This is a genomic window from Flavobacterium sp. JLP, from assembly GCF_015350755.1.
Taxonomy (GTDB): Bacteria; Bacteroidota; Bacteroidia; order Flavobacteriales; family Flavobacteriaceae; genus Flavobacterium.
Genome location: NZ_JADKPS010000006.1, coordinates 115,328 through 132,541, shown reverse-complemented (window position 1 = coordinate 132,541; position 17,214 = coordinate 115,328). Strand labels below are relative to the sequence as shown.

At 32.9% G+C, this 17,214-nt stretch carries 19 protein-coding genes; 9 read left to right on the top strand and 10 right to left on the bottom strand.

Translation table 11 applies throughout. The features are described from left to right. Positions 1-33: 33 nt before the first annotated feature. The 7 genes from IRZ83_RS14930 to IRZ83_RS14900 all read right to left on the bottom strand — a co-directional run bounded on the left by IRZ83_RS14930 (position 34) and on the right by IRZ83_RS14900 (position 5,017). Positions 34-393 (bottom strand): four helix bundle protein, encoded by a 360-nt coding sequence (locus IRZ83_RS14930; protein ID WP_194569960.1) that lies wholly within the window; start codon positions 391-393, stop codon positions 34-36. Between the two features lie 91 nt (positions 394-484). Then, positions 485-1,024, bottom strand: coding sequence for an IS1096 element passenger TnpR family protein (locus tag IRZ83_RS14925; protein WP_029272783.1), 540 nt, complete (start codon positions 1,022-1,024; stop codon positions 485-487). A 208-nt stretch (positions 1,025-1,232) separates the two neighbouring features. Further along, entirely contained in the window at positions 1,233-1,832 is a 600-nt protein-coding gene (locus tag IRZ83_RS14920) for an HPP family protein (RefSeq protein ID WP_194569958.1), read from the bottom strand. 90 nt (positions 1,833-1,922) lie between these two features. Continuing rightward, complete coding sequence (locus IRZ83_RS14915; RefSeq protein WP_194569955.1) at positions 1,923-3,203, bottom strand: chloride channel protein; 1,281 nt, start codon at positions 3,201-3,203, stop codon at positions 1,923-1,925. Positions 3,204-3,576: 373 nt separating this feature from the next. Further along, complete coding sequence (locus tag IRZ83_RS14910; protein WP_029272786.1) at positions 3,577-3,966, bottom strand: VOC family protein; 390 nt, start codon at positions 3,964-3,966, stop codon at positions 3,577-3,579. Continuing rightward, positions 3,966-4,541 (bottom strand): sugar O-acetyltransferase, encoded by a 576-nt coding sequence (locus IRZ83_RS14905; protein WP_194569954.1) that lies wholly within the window; start codon positions 4,539-4,541, stop codon positions 3,966-3,968. The genes IRZ83_RS14910 and IRZ83_RS14905 overlap by 1 nt, the downstream gene beginning before the upstream one ends. Positions 4,542-4,558: 17 nt before the next feature. After that, the gene (locus tag IRZ83_RS14900; RefSeq protein WP_029272788.1) at positions 4,559-5,017 is read right to left on the bottom strand and encodes a DinB family protein; all 459 of its coding nucleotides are present in this window, start codon (positions 5,015-5,017) and stop codon (positions 4,559-4,561) included. A 139-nt stretch (positions 5,018-5,156) separates the two neighbouring features. On the opposite strand from IRZ83_RS14900, the gene IRZ83_RS14895 reads away from it, so the two are divergent. From IRZ83_RS14895 to IRZ83_RS14860, 8 genes are all read left to right on the top strand, one after another. Continuing rightward, entirely contained in the window at positions 5,157-7,322 is a 2,166-nt protein-coding gene (locus IRZ83_RS14895) for a TonB-dependent receptor (protein ID WP_194569952.1), read from the top strand. Positions 7,323-7,695: 373 nt separating this feature from the next. Then, a complete protein-coding gene (locus tag IRZ83_RS14890) occupies positions 7,696-8,319 on the top strand; it encodes a hypothetical protein (protein ID WP_194569950.1) in 624 nt (207 codons plus the stop codon). A 20-nt stretch (positions 8,320-8,339) separates the two neighbouring features. Next, a complete protein-coding gene (locus IRZ83_RS14885; protein ID WP_029272792.1) occupies positions 8,340-9,698 on the top strand; it encodes a 2TM domain-containing protein in 1,359 nt (452 codons plus the stop codon). Between the two features lie 2 nt (positions 9,699-9,700). Further along, on the top strand, positions 9,701-10,003 hold the full coding sequence (locus tag IRZ83_RS14880) for a 2TM domain-containing protein (RefSeq protein ID WP_029272793.1): 303 nt from the start codon (positions 9,701-9,703) through the stop codon (positions 10,001-10,003). A 65-nt stretch (positions 10,004-10,068) separates the two neighbouring features. Then, positions 10,069-10,335, top strand: a complete 267-nt coding sequence (locus IRZ83_RS14875; RefSeq protein WP_255526416.1) for a 2TM domain-containing protein — start codon at positions 10,069-10,071, stop codon at positions 10,333-10,335. A 2-nt stretch (positions 10,336-10,337) separates the two neighbouring features. Beyond that, a complete protein-coding gene (locus tag IRZ83_RS14870) occupies positions 10,338-10,643 on the top strand; it encodes a 2TM domain-containing protein (protein WP_228520706.1) in 306 nt (101 codons plus the stop codon). Positions 10,644-10,658: 15 nt separating this feature from the next. Further along, on the top strand, positions 10,659-11,027 hold the full coding sequence (locus IRZ83_RS14865) for a 2TM domain-containing protein (protein ID WP_194569946.1): 369 nt from the start codon (positions 10,659-10,661) through the stop codon (positions 11,025-11,027). Between the two features lie 36 nt (positions 11,028-11,063). Continuing rightward, a complete protein-coding gene (locus tag IRZ83_RS14860; protein WP_029272797.1) occupies positions 11,064-11,831 on the top strand; it encodes a LytR/AlgR family response regulator transcription factor in 768 nt (255 codons plus the stop codon). Here IRZ83_RS14860 and IRZ83_RS14855 read toward each other — a convergent pair. Both IRZ83_RS14855 and IRZ83_RS14850 read right to left on the bottom strand, forming a co-directional pair. Beyond that, positions 11,812-12,837, bottom strand: a complete 1,026-nt coding sequence (locus tag IRZ83_RS14855; RefSeq protein ID WP_194569944.1) for a COX15/CtaA family protein — start codon at positions 12,835-12,837, stop codon at positions 11,812-11,814. The two genes, IRZ83_RS14860 and IRZ83_RS14855, sit on opposite strands and share 20 nt — an antisense overlap. Positions 12,838-12,945: 108 nt before the next feature. Beyond that, positions 12,946-14,379: a CCA tRNA nucleotidyltransferase gene (locus IRZ83_RS14850; RefSeq protein WP_194569942.1), complete on the bottom strand. Its 1,434-nt coding sequence runs from the start codon at positions 14,377-14,379 to the stop codon at positions 12,946-12,948. A 319-nt stretch (positions 14,380-14,698) separates the two neighbouring features. Here IRZ83_RS14850 and yaaA point away from each other — a divergent pair, with 319 nt between their 5' ends. After that, complete coding sequence (gene yaaA, locus IRZ83_RS14845) at positions 14,699-15,457, top strand: peroxide stress protein YaaA (protein WP_029272800.1); 759 nt, start codon at positions 14,699-14,701, stop codon at positions 15,455-15,457. Positions 15,458-15,627: 170 nt separating this feature from the next. Here the strand turns inward: yaaA and IRZ83_RS14840 are convergent, their stop codons facing one another. Next, positions 15,628-17,214: an MDR family MFS transporter gene (locus IRZ83_RS14840; RefSeq protein WP_029272801.1), complete on the bottom strand. Its 1,587-nt coding sequence runs from the start codon at positions 17,212-17,214 to the stop codon at positions 15,628-15,630.

The following is a 17,214-nucleotide window of genomic DNA, read 5'->3' as shown; positions in this document are numbered from 1 at the left end:
CTGAGATTCTAAGTTTCTAAGATTCTAAGTTTTTTAAATAGGGTCTTTTAATTTTCTTATTAATGACGCTAACATTCTTTCGATCTCTCGACTGTCCTCATATAAAAGGTTAAATTCTTCTTCTTTTATGTATATAATGTTTTTTGCAATTTCAAGCTGAGTCTGCATTTCAAATATAGAACCTAGAGAAATATATAAAAACCGCAAAAAATCTTTATTACTTTCTCTACCAGATCCTTCTGCAATATTACTTGGAATAGAAACTGAACTCCGCCGTATTTGAGAAGTTAATCCAAACGTTTCTTCTTTTGGAAAAGTGCTTGTTGCTTTGTAAATTTTGGTAACTAAGGTAATGGATTTCTGCCAAACTAAGATTTTTCTAAAATGACTCATTATTTATTTTTAAATTAACTTCAAAAATAAGAAAAATCTTTCAATTAGAAAAACTTAGAAACTTAGCGTCTCAGAAACTTAGTAACTTAGCTTAATTCCAATTCTCCTCAAATCCGTAATCTTCGAAGCTGTCGTCGCCTTCGAACATGTCAAGATCTTCTTCGTCTAAGTCATCTTCAAATTCGCCGTAAATATCATCATGCATATCGGCTTCAAAGTTTTTTTCAATGGCTTCGTCTGGCATTTCTCCATGAGAAAATAGAGTTTCAGGATAAGGCGCTCCAGCAATTTGATCTTCAATAGCAGCCAATTCAACTAAGAAAGTCCACATATTGATGAAATCGTATACATAGATTATTTTAGTATTTTGCTCATCTAAGATAGAAGATAACGGATAATCAGCCATAGTTTTTTGTTCGCCAGGAACGTCTCCAGTATCAAAAAGCGGAATTTCATCTTCTTGATTCCAAGTTTCATCGCAGGTATAAAACGAAGCTACTTCCATCCCGTCAAAACCAAAAGCGTTGAAGATCGCATTGTGTAAATCTTCAAGAGTATCGTCTTCAAGAATTGCAATGTCTCTAAAAATATCTTCTTCGGCGTCTAGAATTACTCTAAATTTATAAACCATAATCTTTGTTTTAATGAAAGGTCAAAGGTAAAATATAAAAAACGAAATACGAATTAGGAATTACGATTTGTTGAAAAGATTTTTTTGTTTTAAGCTTTGAGTAGCTTGTCATTTCGAGGAACGAGAAATCACACATGCTGATCCACAAAGATTATCAACGCTACGTGGAGTTTCTAGTATGATTTCTCGTTCCTCGAAATGACAAACTTTACCTTACAGTCAATCTTTTTCGAATTTTATGATAATGCTTGTGGTAAGTACTATGACTAGGATAACTCCTGCTTGAAGTTATATTATTAAAGATTAAAGCAGTTATAAATAAAATCAAGACGCCGACTAAAACGGGCGATATAATATACATGTAACCCAAATTTTTTATTTGACTTGAAGCGGTAACAGCAATAAGGGCAGTCGCACCTCCAGGCGGATGAAGTGTTTTGGTGATTTGCATGAATACAATAGAAAGAGAAACTGCCAATGGAGCGGCTATCCAAACAATATCAGGAACCAATTTATTTACGCTTACACCAATAAATGCTGAGATCAAATGACCGCCAATTAAATTTCGTGGCTGTGAAAACGGACTTTGAATTATGCCATAAATTAATACACTTGATGCTCCAAATGATCCAATTAAATAAACCATATCATTTCCTGAGAAATGTATAGATTCAAGATAAGCCAATATTCCGATTCCCACAAATGAGCCAATAAAAGACCAAAAATGTTCTTTAAAATCGATTAAGGTTTCCTTGTAAAGAATGTAACGTGTTTTTCGATAGCTTCGTCTGATTTTTTGAGTGGGCATAATAGTAATATGAATTTTTTTGCCAGAGATTTTACAGATTAAAAAATAATTGGAAATCTGTGTGAATAGCTGAATTTGTGGCTGTATAATTTATTTTGTCAAGCTTGGAGCGTAACTATATACAGTATAAGGATAAATTGTTTTTGCAGTATATTTAGAAATTAAGCAAACCACAAGTATTGGTAAAAACAAAGTATAATCGTTTGTTAAGCCACAAACTAAAAATATAGCTGTAAATGGTGCATGGATACTGGCACTCAAAACGGCAGCCATTCCGATGATCATAAAGTTAACCGGAATTACATTTACATGAAAAACCGAATTTAAAAATGAAGCCAATAATAATCCTAAAAAAGCACCGATAAAAAGACTGGGAGCAAAAACACCGCCATCACCTCCAGAAGCTAAAGTTATTGAAGTTACAATTGGTTTTAAAATCAAAATTCCAATAAAAGTGAATGCTAAAGTTATCGTTAATGGAATTTCAGCCGCATTTTCAAAAATCCCTTTTATAGCGTGATAACCTTCTCCGTAAAGTTGCGGAAAAATAAAAAGTGAAATACTTAAAACTGCAGATCCTATTATGATTTTATAATAATGCGTATTTATTTTTCCGAATTGAGATTTAAAAAACAATACACATCTCGTTAAGTAAACTGAATTCATTCCTGCCAAAATTCCTAAAAGAATAAAATAGGGAATCGCTTTTAAATGCCAAGTGGTAATCGAAACAACGAATAGGGGTTCTTCTTTTAAAATAGAAAGCAATCCAAAAGCAATTGAAACTGCAATGATATTAGATATAATAAAAGCTCGAGTCACTTTTCGTGAAATAACTTCTAGAGCAAATAAAATTCCGGCAATTGGGCTGCTGAAAAGTGCTGTAACACCCGCCGCAACTCCTGCACAGATTAGTTCTGTTTTGTACTGACGAAATACATTTTCTTTTTGCTGTGCAACTGATCCAATTGTAGCTGTGGCAACAACCGTAGAAACTTCTATTCCTGTTGACCCTCCAAAAATAACGGTTAATAATCCGTTTATAAAGTGAGATGGAATCTTATAAGATGGAAGATTTTTCGTTTTTGATTGTGTGCTTTCAAATACTTCTTTGATTCCTTTGTTTTCTTTTTTCTTAAAGAGATATTGTCTCAGAAAGTAAATTACAGATAATCCAAAAACTGGAAAAATAACATAATAAAGCGGATGAATTGTCACTTCATTATAGAAGATTTCTTCATAATATTCGGTTATTTTTTTAAGTGAAATTCCTAAAAAAGCAGATAAAAAACCAATTAAAATGGAAACAATAACTAATTTTCTGAACTTAATAAATTGGTGATTTTTTTTGATTTGCGCCGTTTTGTTCATCAGAAGTAAATTTGAATTCGCATTTTTTATGCGGATCACAAAATTAAGCATCAAAATTGATTTTATATAGTAAATAATCTGTTTAGTATGTTAAAACCGATGCCAATAAGAAAATTCGTTCATTATGTTTTGTTTGAATAGCTCTTAATTAGGTTCAGAGGTTCAAAGCTACAAAGGGGTAAAGTTTCTCATTTCTGTCATTTCGACGAAGGAGAAATCACACTAGTTAATCGAAAAAGATTGTTAATATACCTTGCGGAATTTCGCAGGTGATTTCTCCTTCGTCGAAATGACAAATTGAACGTGTTATTCATAAATGAAAAAATAAAACCTATGAACCTTTGTAGCTTTGAGCCTTTGAACCTCTCATTATTTACCTCTCATAAAACTCAATTGGCAGCTCATCCGGATCAGCAATAAATGTAAAACGTTTTTCAGTCGTTTCATCAATTCGAATTGGTTCTGATTCTATGTTTTTTGTATTTAAAAAAGCGATAGTTTCTTCTAAATTAATTACTTCAAAAGCCAGATGTCTTAAGCCAACCGCTTCTGGTCGAGAAGGTCGTTTTGGCGGATTTGGGAATGAGAATAATTCAACAACATATGTGCCGTTTAATGCCAAATCTAATTTATAGGATTGTCGTTCTTCACGATAAATTTCTCTAATAACAGTTAATCCTAAAACTTCTGTATAAAATGTTTTAGATTTTTGATAATCAGAGCATAAAATGGCAATATGATGAACTTTATTTAAGGTAAGCATTATGTATTTGGTTCAGATTCTTGATTTAATTTTCTAATTATTTTGGCCGGATTTCCAACGGCTAATGAATTGTCTGGAATATCTTTTGTAACTACAGATCCGGCACCAATAACACAGCCTTTTCCGATAGTTATGCCTGGGCAAATTACAGAATTTCCGCCAATCCAGCAATCGTCTCCAATAGAAATTGGCAATGCATTTTCGAGAGATTTTCTCAATTCAGCGTTAAGCGGATGGGTTGCCGTATAGATTTGAACATTTGGGGCAAAAAACACATTCGATCCAATATTTACCGGAGCGCAGTCTAAAACTACGCAATTGACATTAAAATAAACATTGTCACCACAAGTAATATTGTAACCATAATCACAGTGAAAAGGCGGTTCAATATAGAAACCCGCGCCAGTATTCGGAATTAATTCGGCTAAAATTTCTTTGGCTTTTTTTGTTAAACGATATTCGGTTACGTTTAATCTATGCAGCAAGTTTTTCGCTTTTCGGCGTTCTTTTGCCAGAATAGGATCTAATGCATTGTAATATTCACCCGAAATCATTTTCTCCTTTTCAGTTTTCATAAATTTGAAATGTTTTTTTAAATGAATTTTTTCAAAATTACAATTTGACCTAAATGATAAACATCATGCTGAATAATTCCGTGGATATGTTCGTAGAACGTGTGGCCATTATTAACATATATTTTGTCTAAATCGGCGTCATCAAAATCCTCAAAAAAGGCATTCCATAATTCTTGCGACTTTGCCAGATTTTGAATCGATTGCTCCCATGCAGCTTCAGAAGAATCTAAAACAGGTACAAAATAATTATGGTCAGGAGTTAGGACTGTTTCTCCTTGAACACGCCTCAAAATATTCCTTCTCCATTGTATTAAATGGTTGACAATTTCCCAAATCGTATTTAAGTTAGGATTTACTTTTCTGTAAGCCTGCGCCGCAGTTACATTTTCTAAAGTGTGGGCCAAAGTAACTTCCAGCCACGGATTCCCATTATAAATGGATTGATATAAATTCGAAATTCTTTTGCTTTCTGACATAATTGATAGTTTTAGAAACTTAAAAGCTAAGATACAAATAAGTATTTTACAACTCATCCTTGAATTTCTACAATTGGGTTATTTAATATTTTTTAACTTAGTCTCTTAAAATACATTTGCTTCATCAAAATAACAAACCATGAAAACCAAATTATTTTTTACAATCGCCTTTTTATTTATAACAACATTTTTTTTCGCTCAAAACACTATTTCAGGAAAAGTGCTTGACGAAAAGGGTAAACCAGTTCCTGGAGCAAATATTTATATTGATGGAACTTACGACGGAGCAACAAGTTCTGAAACAGGAGATTTTTCATTTGAAACAACTGCGACTGGAAATCAGTTTATAATAGTGAGTTTTTTACTTTATGAAACATTCAAAAAAGAAATTGATGTTACTAATTTTAAAGATCAAACCGTTAAACTGAGAGAAAATGTAAATGCGCTTGATGCCGTTGTCATTACTGCCGGAACATTAGAATCTGGAGACAAAGCACGTGTTTCAGTTTTAAAACCATTAGATATTGTAACAACAGCTGGTTCTGCAGGAAATATTATTGCCGCATTGCAGACTTTACCGGGAACTCAAACTGTTGGAGAAGATGGGCGTTTGTTTGTTCGTGGAGGAGAAGCCAGCGAAACGCAAACTTTTGTTGACGGACTTCGCGTTGCACAGCCATACGGAGCGACAACTAATAATTTGCCAACCCGAAGCAGATTTTCACCTTTCTTATTTAGCGGAATTGCCTTTTCTACTGGAGGATATTCAGCAGAATATGGCGAAGCTTTATCTAGTGTTTTGTTGTTGAATACGCAAGATGAGCCAGATCAAAATAAAACAGATATTGCCTTAATGACGGTTGGTTTAGGAGTTGGAAATACTCAAAAATGGGAAAAAAGCTCTTTTAGTATTAATACAAATTATATTAATCTTGCCCCTTATCAGGCAGTTATTCCACAAAATGTAGATTGGAATAATCCTTATCAATCTTTAGGTGGCGAAGCGGTTTACCGTTATCATTTTGAAAGAGGAATTTTTAAATTGTACGCGGCATTTGATTCTGAGAAATTTGATTTAAATCAAAAAAATATAAATTTTGCTGATCCGGTAAGAACGGACTTAAACAATAATAACTTTTATTTGAATGCCTCTTACAAAGGAGATTTTGGAACTGGATGGCAGCTAACATCAGGAATAAGTTATGGTTACAGCAAAAACAAAATCACATACGATATAAACGATGTGGACAGCAATGAAAATGCTGCACAGTTAAAATTGAAGTTGAGAAAAAGCTTCTCAAACCATTTTAAATTATCTTTTGGAGGGGACTATTTCATTACCAAATTCAATGAAAATTTTGATGATAATGCCTCAATTCAAGTTTCAAATGGCTACAACTCTAATATTGCTGCATTTTATACAGAAGGAGATATTTTATTTTCGAAAAATCTAGCGTTAAAAGTAGGTTTGCGACTTTCTAATAATAGTTTGTTAGATGAAACTAATATTGCGCCAAGAGCTTCAATTGCTTACAAAGTTTCAAAAAGCAGTCAATTTTCATTTGCTTATGGAGATTTTACACAAACGCCTGTTGTTGATTATATTAAATATTCAAAATACCATCAATTTGAAAGCGAAAAAGCACAACATTATATTTTAAACTATCAATTTTCAAAACCAGGACAAACTTTTAGAGCCGAAGCTTATTACAAAGATTACAGCAATTTAGTGCAGTATGACACAAAAGATATTGGGTATAACTCGGTTTTCAATAATAACGGTTCGGGATATGCAAAAGGTTTAGATTTATTTTGGAGAGACAGCAATTTGTATAAAAACTTAGAATATTGGATTTCATATTCTTATATCGATTCTGAAAGACAATACAAGAATTTTCCAAACATGGCAACACCAAGTTTTATTGCCAATCACAGTTTGTCAATTGTAACTAAATATTTCATCACAGATTGGAAATCGCAAATTGGCTTCACGAACAGTTACAGTTCAGGCCGTCCATACAATGATCCGAACCAGACACAATTCATGAACGGAAAAACAAAATCGTACAACAGTTTGAGTTTTAACTGGGCATATTTACTGACAACACAAAAAATCTTGTATTTCTCAGTTTCAAATGTATTAGGAAGCCAAAACGTTTTTGGTTATGATTACGCAAAATTACCAGATCCGAACGGAGTTTATCAAAGACAAGCCGTGACCCCAACAGCAGACCGATTCTTCTTCGTAGGGTTCTTCTGGACGATCAGCAAGAATAAGAATGATAATCAGTTGAAAAATCTTTAAAAAAGGGGCAAAGGTTCAGAGTGGAAAAGAGGCAAAGGTTTTCTGTAGAGTTGCACTGCAGCGAATCTTCTCGAAAGTTCAAAGATTTTATGTTTTAATAAAGAAAATCAAAAATTAATATTACAAAAAACCTTTGCCTCTTTTCCACTGTGAATCTTTGAACCTGAGAAAAAACAATTCAGTAACCAAATTCGACAACTCAGTATCATTTAATTTTAAAACAGTAAAATCCAACATACTTTTGAAGTATAATTAGAAATAACAATAACAATAACAATAACAATAACAATAACAATAACAATAACAAAGAGTTTTAATCATCAAAAAAAAACTTAGAATCTTAAAACCTTAATAACTTAAAAAACAAGAAATCATGACCAAAATTATTACAGTAATCACGTTATTTATCTGCAGTTTATTATCTGCACAAACACAATTTGAACAAGGAATGGGAAAAGCTTTTGGGCTTTGGAAAGAAGGAAAAAATGCTGAAGCATCTGCAATGTTCGAAAGAATTGCAGCAGCAGAAAAAACAAGTTATTTGCCAAATTATTATGTAGCTTTAATTAATACTACATCTGCGTTTAGTGAAAAAGATAAAACAAAAATCGATTTATTGCTGACAAAAGCACAAGACGCATTAGATATCGAATTTATAAAAGACCAAAACAATGCTGAACTTTATGCTCTTCAAGCTTTAATTTACACAGCTTGGGTAGTAGCTGATCCGATGACAAACGGAATGAAATATTCGGCTAAAGTGATGGAAGCTTACGCAAAAGGAAAAGCAATAGATCCAAATAATCCAAGAATCGTTTTTGGCGAAGCTGATTATCAGATTGGAGGAGCAAAATGGTCAGGTGTTGACACAAAACCATTATGTGTACAAGTTGATAAAGCTGTTGAACTTTTTGCTACTTTTAAACCGGCAACACCTTTTTCTCCAAAATGGGGATTAGACAGAGCCTTGGAAACTCAAAAAAATTGTAAAAATTAATTAATAAGTATATCAATATTATGAAGGATCATAGAACATCTTATAGAAATTTAAAAAGCGGAACAATCGTTTCATTAAAGATTTCTATGGTCTTTACAGTAATATTTATAACTTTTTTGGGAGAAGATTTAAATGTTCGAAACGTTCTTATTACTTTCTTTATAAGTTGTCTTTATTCTTTCGGATTAGGTTTTGGTAATGGTTTTTTAAACCTTCTTTTAGATCGAAAATGGGATTGGCTTGAGCAGACAAACCTCAGGGTATATTACGGAATTCTGGTAACTATTTTGTACACAGTTCCGGTAGTTTTAGGAATAAACTACTATATTTTTATGGTTCTGCAAGACATGACTTTAAAGGAGTTTTTTGGAGAAAGAATGCTTTGGGTACATCTTTTTTATATTATTCTCTCATTAGGAGTTTCGATTTTTATGCAAGCCAGAAGTTTCATGATTAAATGGAAACAGGCATCAAAATTTGAAATAACGCAGCAAAAGATTATCGCAGGAACAGCGAGTGCAAAATTCGAAAGTTTAAAAAATCAGATCGATCCGCATTTTCTTTTTAACAGCTTAAATGTTTTAAGTTCTCTAATCGAAGAAAATCCAGATAATGCGCAGCGATTTACAACTTCTTTATCTAAAATTTATCGTTACGTTTTAGAGCAAAAAGACAAAGAATTGGTTTCTGTCGAAGATGAATTGTCATTTGCAAAAACTTATATGAATTTGCTGAAAATGCGATTTGAAAACAGTTTGTTTTACGAATTGCCTACAGCAGATATAAATCCAGACGCAAAAGTAGTTCCGTTGTCATTACAGCTTTTGCTCGAAAACACAGTAAAGCATAATGTGGTAAGCGAGCAGAAACCATTGCATATTCGGATTTTTATTGATGGAGATTATTTAGCAATTCAAAACGATTTTCAAAAGAAAGAAGTATTGCAGGACAGGCAAGGAGTTGGGCTTCAAAATATCATAAACCGATACGGAATTATAACCAACAGGAAGGTGATAATCGAACAAAACGAAGAAAATTTTACGGTTAAGATTCCGATTTTAACAAAACAAATTACAGTTATGGAAACAAATGCAGATTACAGCGATGAGAATAAAGCCTATTTCAGAGCTAAAAAAAGAGTAGAAGAACTAAAAGGATTTTATGGAAATGTAATTTCATATTGTTGTGTGATTCCGTTTCTGATTTTTATAAATTTGAGATATTCTCCTGGATTTCAATGGTTTTGGTTCTCGGCTTTAGGATGGGGATTTGGAGTAGTAATGCATGCTTTTAAAGTTTTTGGTTACAGCTCAGATTGGGAAGAACGAAAAATCAGAGAGATTCTCGAAAAAGAAAATAACAAGCAAACTTGGAAATAATCATGGAACCCGATTATACTGAAAGAGAACGTTATTATCAGGCCCAGAAAAGAGTAAAAGAAATTAAAGGATTTTATGAACATTTAATGGTTTTTATTCTTGTAAGTATTATTCTAATTGGTATAAATCTTATCACTTCGCCAGAATATTTTTGGTTTGTCTGGTGCTTGCTGGGTTGGGGAATTGGGGTGGTTTTTCACGGATTGAAAGCTTTTAGAATTTCACCATCTTTTAGCAAAGAATGGGAAGAACGTAAAATCAGAGAGATTATAGAAAAAGAAAAGAATAAGAAAACTTGGAAATAATCATGGAAACAAATTGTAATATTGATCGAGAAAAATTTGAGTTTCAAGAGATTTTTAGCAAAAAGATGTTTAAGCTTAAATCCTTTTATGTACATGCATTTATTTACGTCATTGGATTACTAATTTATGTACTGAAAGACTATTATGGAGTTCCGTTTAATTTTTTTCCAATACGATGTATAAATTCTGTAGTAATGGTAATTTGGACAAGTGTATTTTTAGTGTCCGCAATTGATTTATTTGCTTCTTATAAAATCTTCGACGAAGAATGGGAAGAACGAAAAATGAAAAGTCTTTTAGATAAAAAAACAATAACACAAAAATGGGAGTAATAATGGAAATAAATTATAACGAAGAAGATAGATATTACTTGGCAAAAAAGAAAGTCGAGAATATAAAAGGATTTTACGGAAATCTAACATCATTTATTTGCGTAAATATTCTATTGATTTTTATCAATTTATACACAACACCTAATCATTTATGGTTTTATTGGCCATTAATGTGGTGGGGAGTAGGAGTAGTTTTTCACGGATTGAAGGTTTTTGAAATATTTCCGGTTCTTGGAAAAGGCTGGGAGGAAAGAAAAATCAAAGAGCTGATGGAGAAAGAAGAAGAGAAAAAAAACAAATGGCAATAATTTAAATCATAAAAAATGGGACGTTATAGAAGACGCATGTACGAAGAGTACGGACAAGAATTTACCAACGACGAAAGCTTTAATATAGCTTACAGAAAAGTAAAAAAAATAAAAGGTTTTTACTCGCATTTAAAAGTATATATTATCGTTAATTTGATCATTATTGTGTCAAATTTAAGCAGAGATTTTTCTATGATAAAATTTAATGATAATGGATTATTTGATTGGAATACCTATTCTACTGCTTTTTATTGGGGGATTGCGTTGCTTATTCATGCCTTTTCAGTGTTTGGGCTTGATATCTTTTTTAATAGAGATTGGGAGCAAAAGAAAATTCAGGAATACATGAACAAACAGTCATCAAATAACAATAAATGGGAGTAATTTTAAATTAAATTTTTAAATTTTTCAGCCAAATCAATGACCACATTAATTATAGAAGACGAAAAACCGGCAGCAAGATTATTACAGCGAAAGCTCGAGAAGTTAGATATTGCCGTAGAAACCATGTTGCATTCTGTAGAAGAATCTGTAGAATGGTTTACTAACAACCAACATCCAGATTTGATTTTTTTAGATATTCAGCTGTCTGATGGTTTGTCGTTTGAAATTTTTGAAAAAATAGATATTAAAAGCGCAATCATTTTTACAACTGCATATGATGAATATGCGTTAAAAGCTTTTAAATTGAATAGTATAGATTATCTCCTAAAACCAATTGACGAAGATGATTTAGAAATTGCTGTCGCTAAATTCAAAACACGTTTGCCAAAAGCAGAATCAGAAACGCAAAACCTGCAGCTTGATTTTGAACAGATACGCAGAATGCTGTCAAATCCTTTTGAGAAGAATTACAAAAAGCGATTCACGGTTAAAATCGGGCAGCATTTAAAAGTAATTACTACTGACGAAATCGAATGTTTTTTTAGTGAAAACAAAGGAACGTATATTCATACTTTCGATAATCGAAATTACTTGATCGACTCGACTTTGGAGATTTTAGAGCAAGAATTAGATATGAAAAATTTCTTTCGCGTAAGCAGAAAATTTATTGTACCGCTTCCGGCCATAAAAGAAATTCAGGTATACACCAATTCTCGCCTTAAAGTAATTTTACCTACTTATAAAGAAGATGAGGTAATTGTAAGCCGCGAAAAAGTACAAGATTTTAAGAGTTGGCTGGGCTAGTTTTTCTAGCCTCCAAAATCATATAAAACTGAATTCCGAATAGGATCGAAGCCAAAACTAAATGTATAGCCTGACTTCCTATTGGAAAATCAAAATAAGCCATTGCTATTCCGGTTGCAATTTCAATCGCGATTATAGAGAGTACCCATTTTTGTTTAGAGAAACCCAAGCCTAATTTGGTATTTCTTACATACAAATACAAATTCACAAATAAGATTAATATGGAGAAAGAGCGATGAACATAAAATGTAATAGAAGGGTTTTGCAGCCAAAGTATGCTTGCTGTTAATCCATTTTTTACTTGCTCATCTACAAACTGACGCACTTGCGTTCCTATTGCTACTTGAATTAACGTTAATAGCAAGGCAAATAAAAGTACATTTCTGAAGTTAGAATTATATTTTACCACAGCTAATTTTGGTCGAGCCAATTGAATGATGTACAGAATTACTGCAACAATTACCAAAGCCATAACCATGTGAACCGTTATTTTAATTGGATTTAACACAGAATAAACCACTTTTGCTCCTAGCCAAGCCTGAAATCCCATCATAAAAACAACCAGCCAAGACAGTAAGGTAATTTTTTTGTTTTGTTTCCAAAATCTAAAGGAAGCAACTGCCATAAAAAAGCACGCTATTCCGGCTAAGGCTCCAAACAATCTGTTGATGTATTCAATCCAAGTATGAATCGGATTAAAAAGTGCGTAGTCGTGTTTGGTATATTTTTCCCAGTGTGAAGCATCAAAAGTAGTTTGTGTTGTAAAATTATCTTTTGCAACTAATAAAGTTTCATCTTTAATAATTACCTGACCTTTTTCAAATGCACGATTTGGTGTCCAGGTTAATTCTTGTAAATCAGTTGGCGGAATATAATAGCCAAAACATTTTGGCCAATCCGGACAACCCATTCCAGAGCCGGTCATACGGACTAACGCCCCGGCAACAATTACTAAATAAACTAAAACCAATGCTGTTTTTGCGATTGTAGGGAAGTGCTTTTTCATTCTTTTTTTTAGTTGCAAAGTTTCAAAGTTGCAGATTCAGAGTTTTGAACTTGATTTGAAACATTAATATTTTAATAATAAAAAAATCTTTGCTGTTTTATGAGTTTATTACTTTGAAACTTTTTTTAAACCTAATTTTTCTGCTCTTTTTAGAATAAAATCGTAAGCCGCTTGATATTCGTTAGGAATATCGCCTTCTAAAATAGCTTCTTTTACCGCTTCTTTTAAAACTCCAATCTCTCGCGAAGGCTTTAAATCGAACATTTCCATAATTTCTTCTCCAGATATTGGCGGTTGAAAATTACGAACATGATCTCTTTCTTCAACTTCAACAATTTTCTTGCGAACGATTTCAAAGTTTTTATGGTATTTTTTAAATTTTGATGGATTTTTGGTCGTAATATCAGCTTCGCACAACGTCATTAAATCTTCTACATCTTCACCAGCATCAAAAACCAAACGGCGAACGGCGCTGTCCGTTACGATGTCCTGTGCTAAAACAATTGGGCGTGAACTCATAATTACCATCTTTTGCACAAATTTCATTTTGTGATTTAACGGCATATGCAGACGCTCGAATATTTTTTTAGCCATTTTACCGCCTAAAAATTCATGTCCGTGAAAAGTCCAGCCTTGTTTTTTGTTGAAACGTTTTGTTGGCGCTTTCCCAATATCGTGCAATAAAGCAGACCATCGCAACCAAACATCATCTGTATTTGGACAAATATTATCGACAACTTCTAAAGTGTGATAAAAGTTATTTTTATGGGTATGGCCTTCAATTTCTTCAACCTGATTTAAGGCAGTTAATTCAGGAAGAATAATATCTAAAAGTCCAGTTTGATATAAAAGCAAAAATCCGATAGAGGGTTTAGCTGTCGAAAGAATTTTATTTAATTCATCGACAATACGCTCTCCAGAAATAATTTTGATTCTCTCCGCGTTCTTAGTAATCGCATCAAGGGATTTTTTTTCGATTTCAAAACCCAATTGATTAGCAAAACGAATTGCACGAAGCATTCGCAATGGATCATCAGAATAAGTAATATCCGGATCCAATGGCGTTTTTATTGTTTTATTTTCTAAATCTGTCAAACCATTAAAAGGATCAGAAAGATCTCCAAAAGTTTTTTCATTTAATGATAAAGCCAATGCATTAATGGTAAAATCACGACGGTTTTGGTCATCTTCTAAAGTTCCGTTCTCCACAACTGGATTTCGGCTGTCAAAATGATACGATTCTTTTCGAGCTCCAACAAATTCAATATCAGTATCTTCAAAGCGCAGCATTGCTGTTCCGTACGTTTTAAAAACCTGTACTTTTGGCTTTTTTGGAAGGAATTCTGATACTTTAAGTGCTAATTCAATTCCGCTTCCAACTGCAACAACATCAATGTCTTTTTTAGACCCTCGATTTAAAAGCAAATCACGAACAAATCCGCCAATAACGTAACTGTCAACGTTTAGTTCTTGAGATGCTTTCGAAATTACTCCGAAGATTTTATGTTGTAAAGCTGTTTTGTAGTTTGTTTGTATAGCCACGAATTTACTAATTTTTAAATGACAGTTCTATTCTTGAAGAGAATAAAACGTGTGCAAATTTACAACATAGAAAATGCCTTTTATAATGTATCGTTCACTTTTTTGACTAAATTCATAGTTTAAGCAGTCAAATTTTATAAAATGAGAAAAGGTTGCCATTAATTTCATGAATTAACACGAATTGAAATTTATATTACAGAGTAAAAATTAGTATAATTTGTGGCGAAAAAAACATTTATACATCTATAAAACAAATCAATTGCAATGATATATTTTTAGAAATTCAATTTGTATTTTTGAATTCTATAAAAACGCACAAATGAAAATTGTTATATCTCCCGCGAAGTCTTTAAATTTTGAAAAAGAATTACCAACAACTCAATATACTGAACCTTCTTTTTTAAAAGAAGCGCGTCTTGTTCATAAAGTTTTAAAACCTAAGAAACCGGGTGAATTGTCTGAATTAATGTCAATTTCAGACAAATTAGCTGATTTAAATTGGGATAGAAATCAAAAATGGAAAACTCCTTTTTCAGCAGAAAATGCACGTCCGGCAGTTTATACTTTTGATGGAGATGTTTATACAGGATTAGATGCTTATTCAATTCCGTTAGAAAAATTAGATGCGCTACAAAGCAAACTCCGAATTTTATCTGGACTTTACGGTGTTTTAAAACCGTTAGATTTAATGCAGGCTTACCGTTTAGAAATGGGAACGAAATTGCCCGTTGGAGAATACAAAAATCTGCATGAGTTTTGGAAACCTATTGTGACAAAAGCTCTAAATAAAGAATTGAAAAAAGGAGAATTATTTGTGAATTTGGCAAGTAACGAATATTTTTCAGCTGTTGATGTAAAAGCATTAAAAGTTCCGATTATTACTCCAGATTTTAAAGACTATAAAGACGGAAAACTAAAAATGATCAGTTTCTTTGCCAAGAAGGCGAGAGGTATGATGGTGCGTTATATTATCGATACAAATGCCGAAACAGTTGAAGACTTAAAAGGTTTTAATTATGAAGGTTATCAGTTTGATGCGAATCTTTCTAAGGGGAATCATTTGGTTTTTACACGTTAGAACTGCAAAGGTTCAGAGTAACAAAGGTTCAAAGCTGCAAAGGTTTAAGAGCTAGACTCTGGAAATATTTTAGAGAGGGTTTAATCTTTTCCAATTTGAAGATATTATATAAATAAAAAAGCCGAGTTAATAATTTAACTCGGCTTTTTCGTATTATAAATCAATTATTATTAATGCATTGCATCAGCAGGATTAATCTTGTTTTTGCCTCTTTTAATAAAAAGGATAATTGGAATACAACATAAGAACATTATTCCTAAATACATGAAAATATCCATGTATGACATTACGGTACTTTGTTTTAGAACGGCATAATCTATAGCTTGATAGGCTTTTTTAAGCGCAACATCGGCGCTGTATCCTTTTGCCATAAAAGCGCGCTGCATTCCTGCAAGACGTTGTTGAACATCATATTTTGCAGGGTCTAAATTCGTTAATAAATTTACTCGGTGTTCTTGACTTAAACGAGTGATAAAAGTGGTAATGATCGCAATACCAAATGATCCTCCTAATTGTCTCATCATACCTGTAAACGCAGCTCCTTCACCAATATGTTTTCCTTTTAATGTTGAAAGAGAAAGAGTTGTAATAGGTACAAAAAGTAATCCTAAACCAATCCCTCTTAAAATTAAAGGCCAGAATAAATGTTCTACTCCAGTGTCAGGTGTAAGCCTGTTGTGCATCATGAAAGTAAAGAAGAAGAAAATTAAAAATCCAATTCCTACCATATAAGCTTGAGGCACACCTTTTTGAATCATATTGCCAACAATTGGCATCATAAAAGCTGTTGTAATCGAACCTGGAATCAATAGTAAACCTGCATCAGTTGCTGTCCATCCTAAAATAGACTGCGTATAAATTGGGATAATTAATGTTGATCCGTATAAACCGAAACCAAGTATAAAACACATGACAGTTCCGATTCTTAAGTTTCCATCTTTTAAAACACTTAAATTTACAATTGGATGTTTATAAGTGAGCTCTCGCCAGATAAACAATATCAATCCTAGTATAGTAACAACACTCAAAGTTATGATGGTTGTGTCGTTAAACCAATCGTCTTGCTGACCGTGTTCTAATACGAATTGCAAAGATCCAATAAATGAGGCCAATAAAATAATTCCCCACCAGTCAACCTGATTTGCTTTTAATTTTTCTCCATATTTTGGACTTCTAACGAAAGTAATTGCCAAAATAGTAGCGATAATTCCTAATGGAATATTAATATAAAATATATAAGGCCAAGAGTAATGATCTACTAAATATCCTCCCAAAGGCGGACCAAGTGTAGGACCAACAATTACTCCCATACCGTAAATAGCTTGCGCCATACCACGTTTTGCTACAGGATAACTTTCGGTAATAATAGTCTGGGCAGTAACCAGCAAAGCTCCCCCTCCCATACCTTGTACGAACCTAAAAGCTACTAGTTCCCATATATTACTGGCATTTCCACACAGAAAAGAACAGACGGTAAAAATTATGATAGAAGCCACAAAATAATTACGTCTCCCAAATTGCTGTGACAGCCAGCTCGTCATCGGAATTACGATAACATTCGCAATTGCGTATGCTGTAATTACCCAAGCCACATCAGTCAAGGTAGCACCAAGGCTTCCTCGCATGTCTGTTAGCGCTACGTTTACGATCGTGGTATCAACGATTTCCAGCAGTGCACAAAGTACTGCGGTAATCGTAATAATGACACGTCTGTAACCGTATTCTACTAAATCGTCTTCTCCTTGTACTGCTGTCAT

Coding starts and splice junctions, on each gene's coding strand:
- IRZ83_RS14895 (WP_194569952.1), top strand. CDS start 5,157: ATGAAAACCAAATTATTTTTTACAATCGCCTTTTTATTTATAACAACA.
- IRZ83_RS14860 (WP_029272797.1), top strand. CDS start 11,064: ATGACCACATTAATTATAGAAGACGAAAAACCGGCAGCAAGATTATTA.
- IRZ83_RS14915 (WP_194569955.1), bottom strand. CDS start 3,203: ATGAACAAAACGGCGCAAATCAAAAAAAATCACCAATTTATTAAGTTC.
- IRZ83_RS14880 (WP_029272793.1), top strand. CDS start 9,701: ATGGAACCCGATTATACTGAAAGAGAACGTTATTATCAGGCCCAGAAA.
- IRZ83_RS14925 (WP_029272783.1), bottom strand. CDS start 1,024: ATGGTTTATAAATTTAGAGTAATTCTAGACGCCGAAGAAGATATTTTT.
- IRZ83_RS14900 (WP_029272788.1), bottom strand. CDS start 5,017: ATGTCAGAAAGCAAAAGAATTTCGAATTTATATCAATCCATTTATAAT.
- IRZ83_RS14920 (WP_194569958.1), bottom strand. CDS start 1,832: ATGCCCACTCAAAAAATCAGACGAAGCTATCGAAAAACACGTTACATT.
- yaaA (WP_029272800.1), top strand. CDS start 14,699: ATGAAAATTGTTATATCTCCCGCGAAGTCTTTAAATTTTGAAAAAGAA.
- IRZ83_RS14910 (WP_029272786.1), bottom strand. CDS start 3,966: ATGCTTACCTTAAATAAAGTTCATCATATTGCCATTTTATGCTCTGAT.
- IRZ83_RS14905 (WP_194569954.1), bottom strand. CDS start 4,541: ATGAAAACTGAAAAGGAGAAAATGATTTCGGGTGAATATTACAATGCA.
- IRZ83_RS14865 (WP_194569946.1), top strand. CDS start 10,659: ATGGGACGTTATAGAAGACGCATGTACGAAGAGTACGGACAAGAATTT.
- IRZ83_RS14875 (WP_255526416.1), top strand. CDS start 10,069: ATGTTTAAGCTTAAATCCTTTTATGTACATGCATTTATTTACGTCATT.
- IRZ83_RS14890 (WP_194569950.1), top strand. CDS start 7,696: ATGACCAAAATTATTACAGTAATCACGTTATTTATCTGCAGTTTATTA.
- IRZ83_RS14885 (WP_029272792.1), top strand. CDS start 8,340: ATGAAGGATCATAGAACATCTTATAGAAATTTAAAAAGCGGAACAATC.
- IRZ83_RS14930 (WP_194569960.1), bottom strand. CDS start 393: ATGAGTCATTTTAGAAAAATCTTAGTTTGGCAGAAATCCATTACCTTA.
- IRZ83_RS14870 (WP_228520706.1), top strand. CDS start 10,338: ATGGAAATAAATTATAACGAAGAAGATAGATATTACTTGGCAAAAAAG.
- IRZ83_RS14855 (WP_194569944.1), bottom strand. CDS start 12,837: ATGAAAAAGCACTTCCCTACAATCGCAAAAACAGCATTGGTTTTAGTT.
- IRZ83_RS14840 (WP_029272801.1), bottom strand. CDS start 17,214: ATGACAGCAGTACAAGGAGAAGACGATTTAGTAGAATACGGTTACAGA.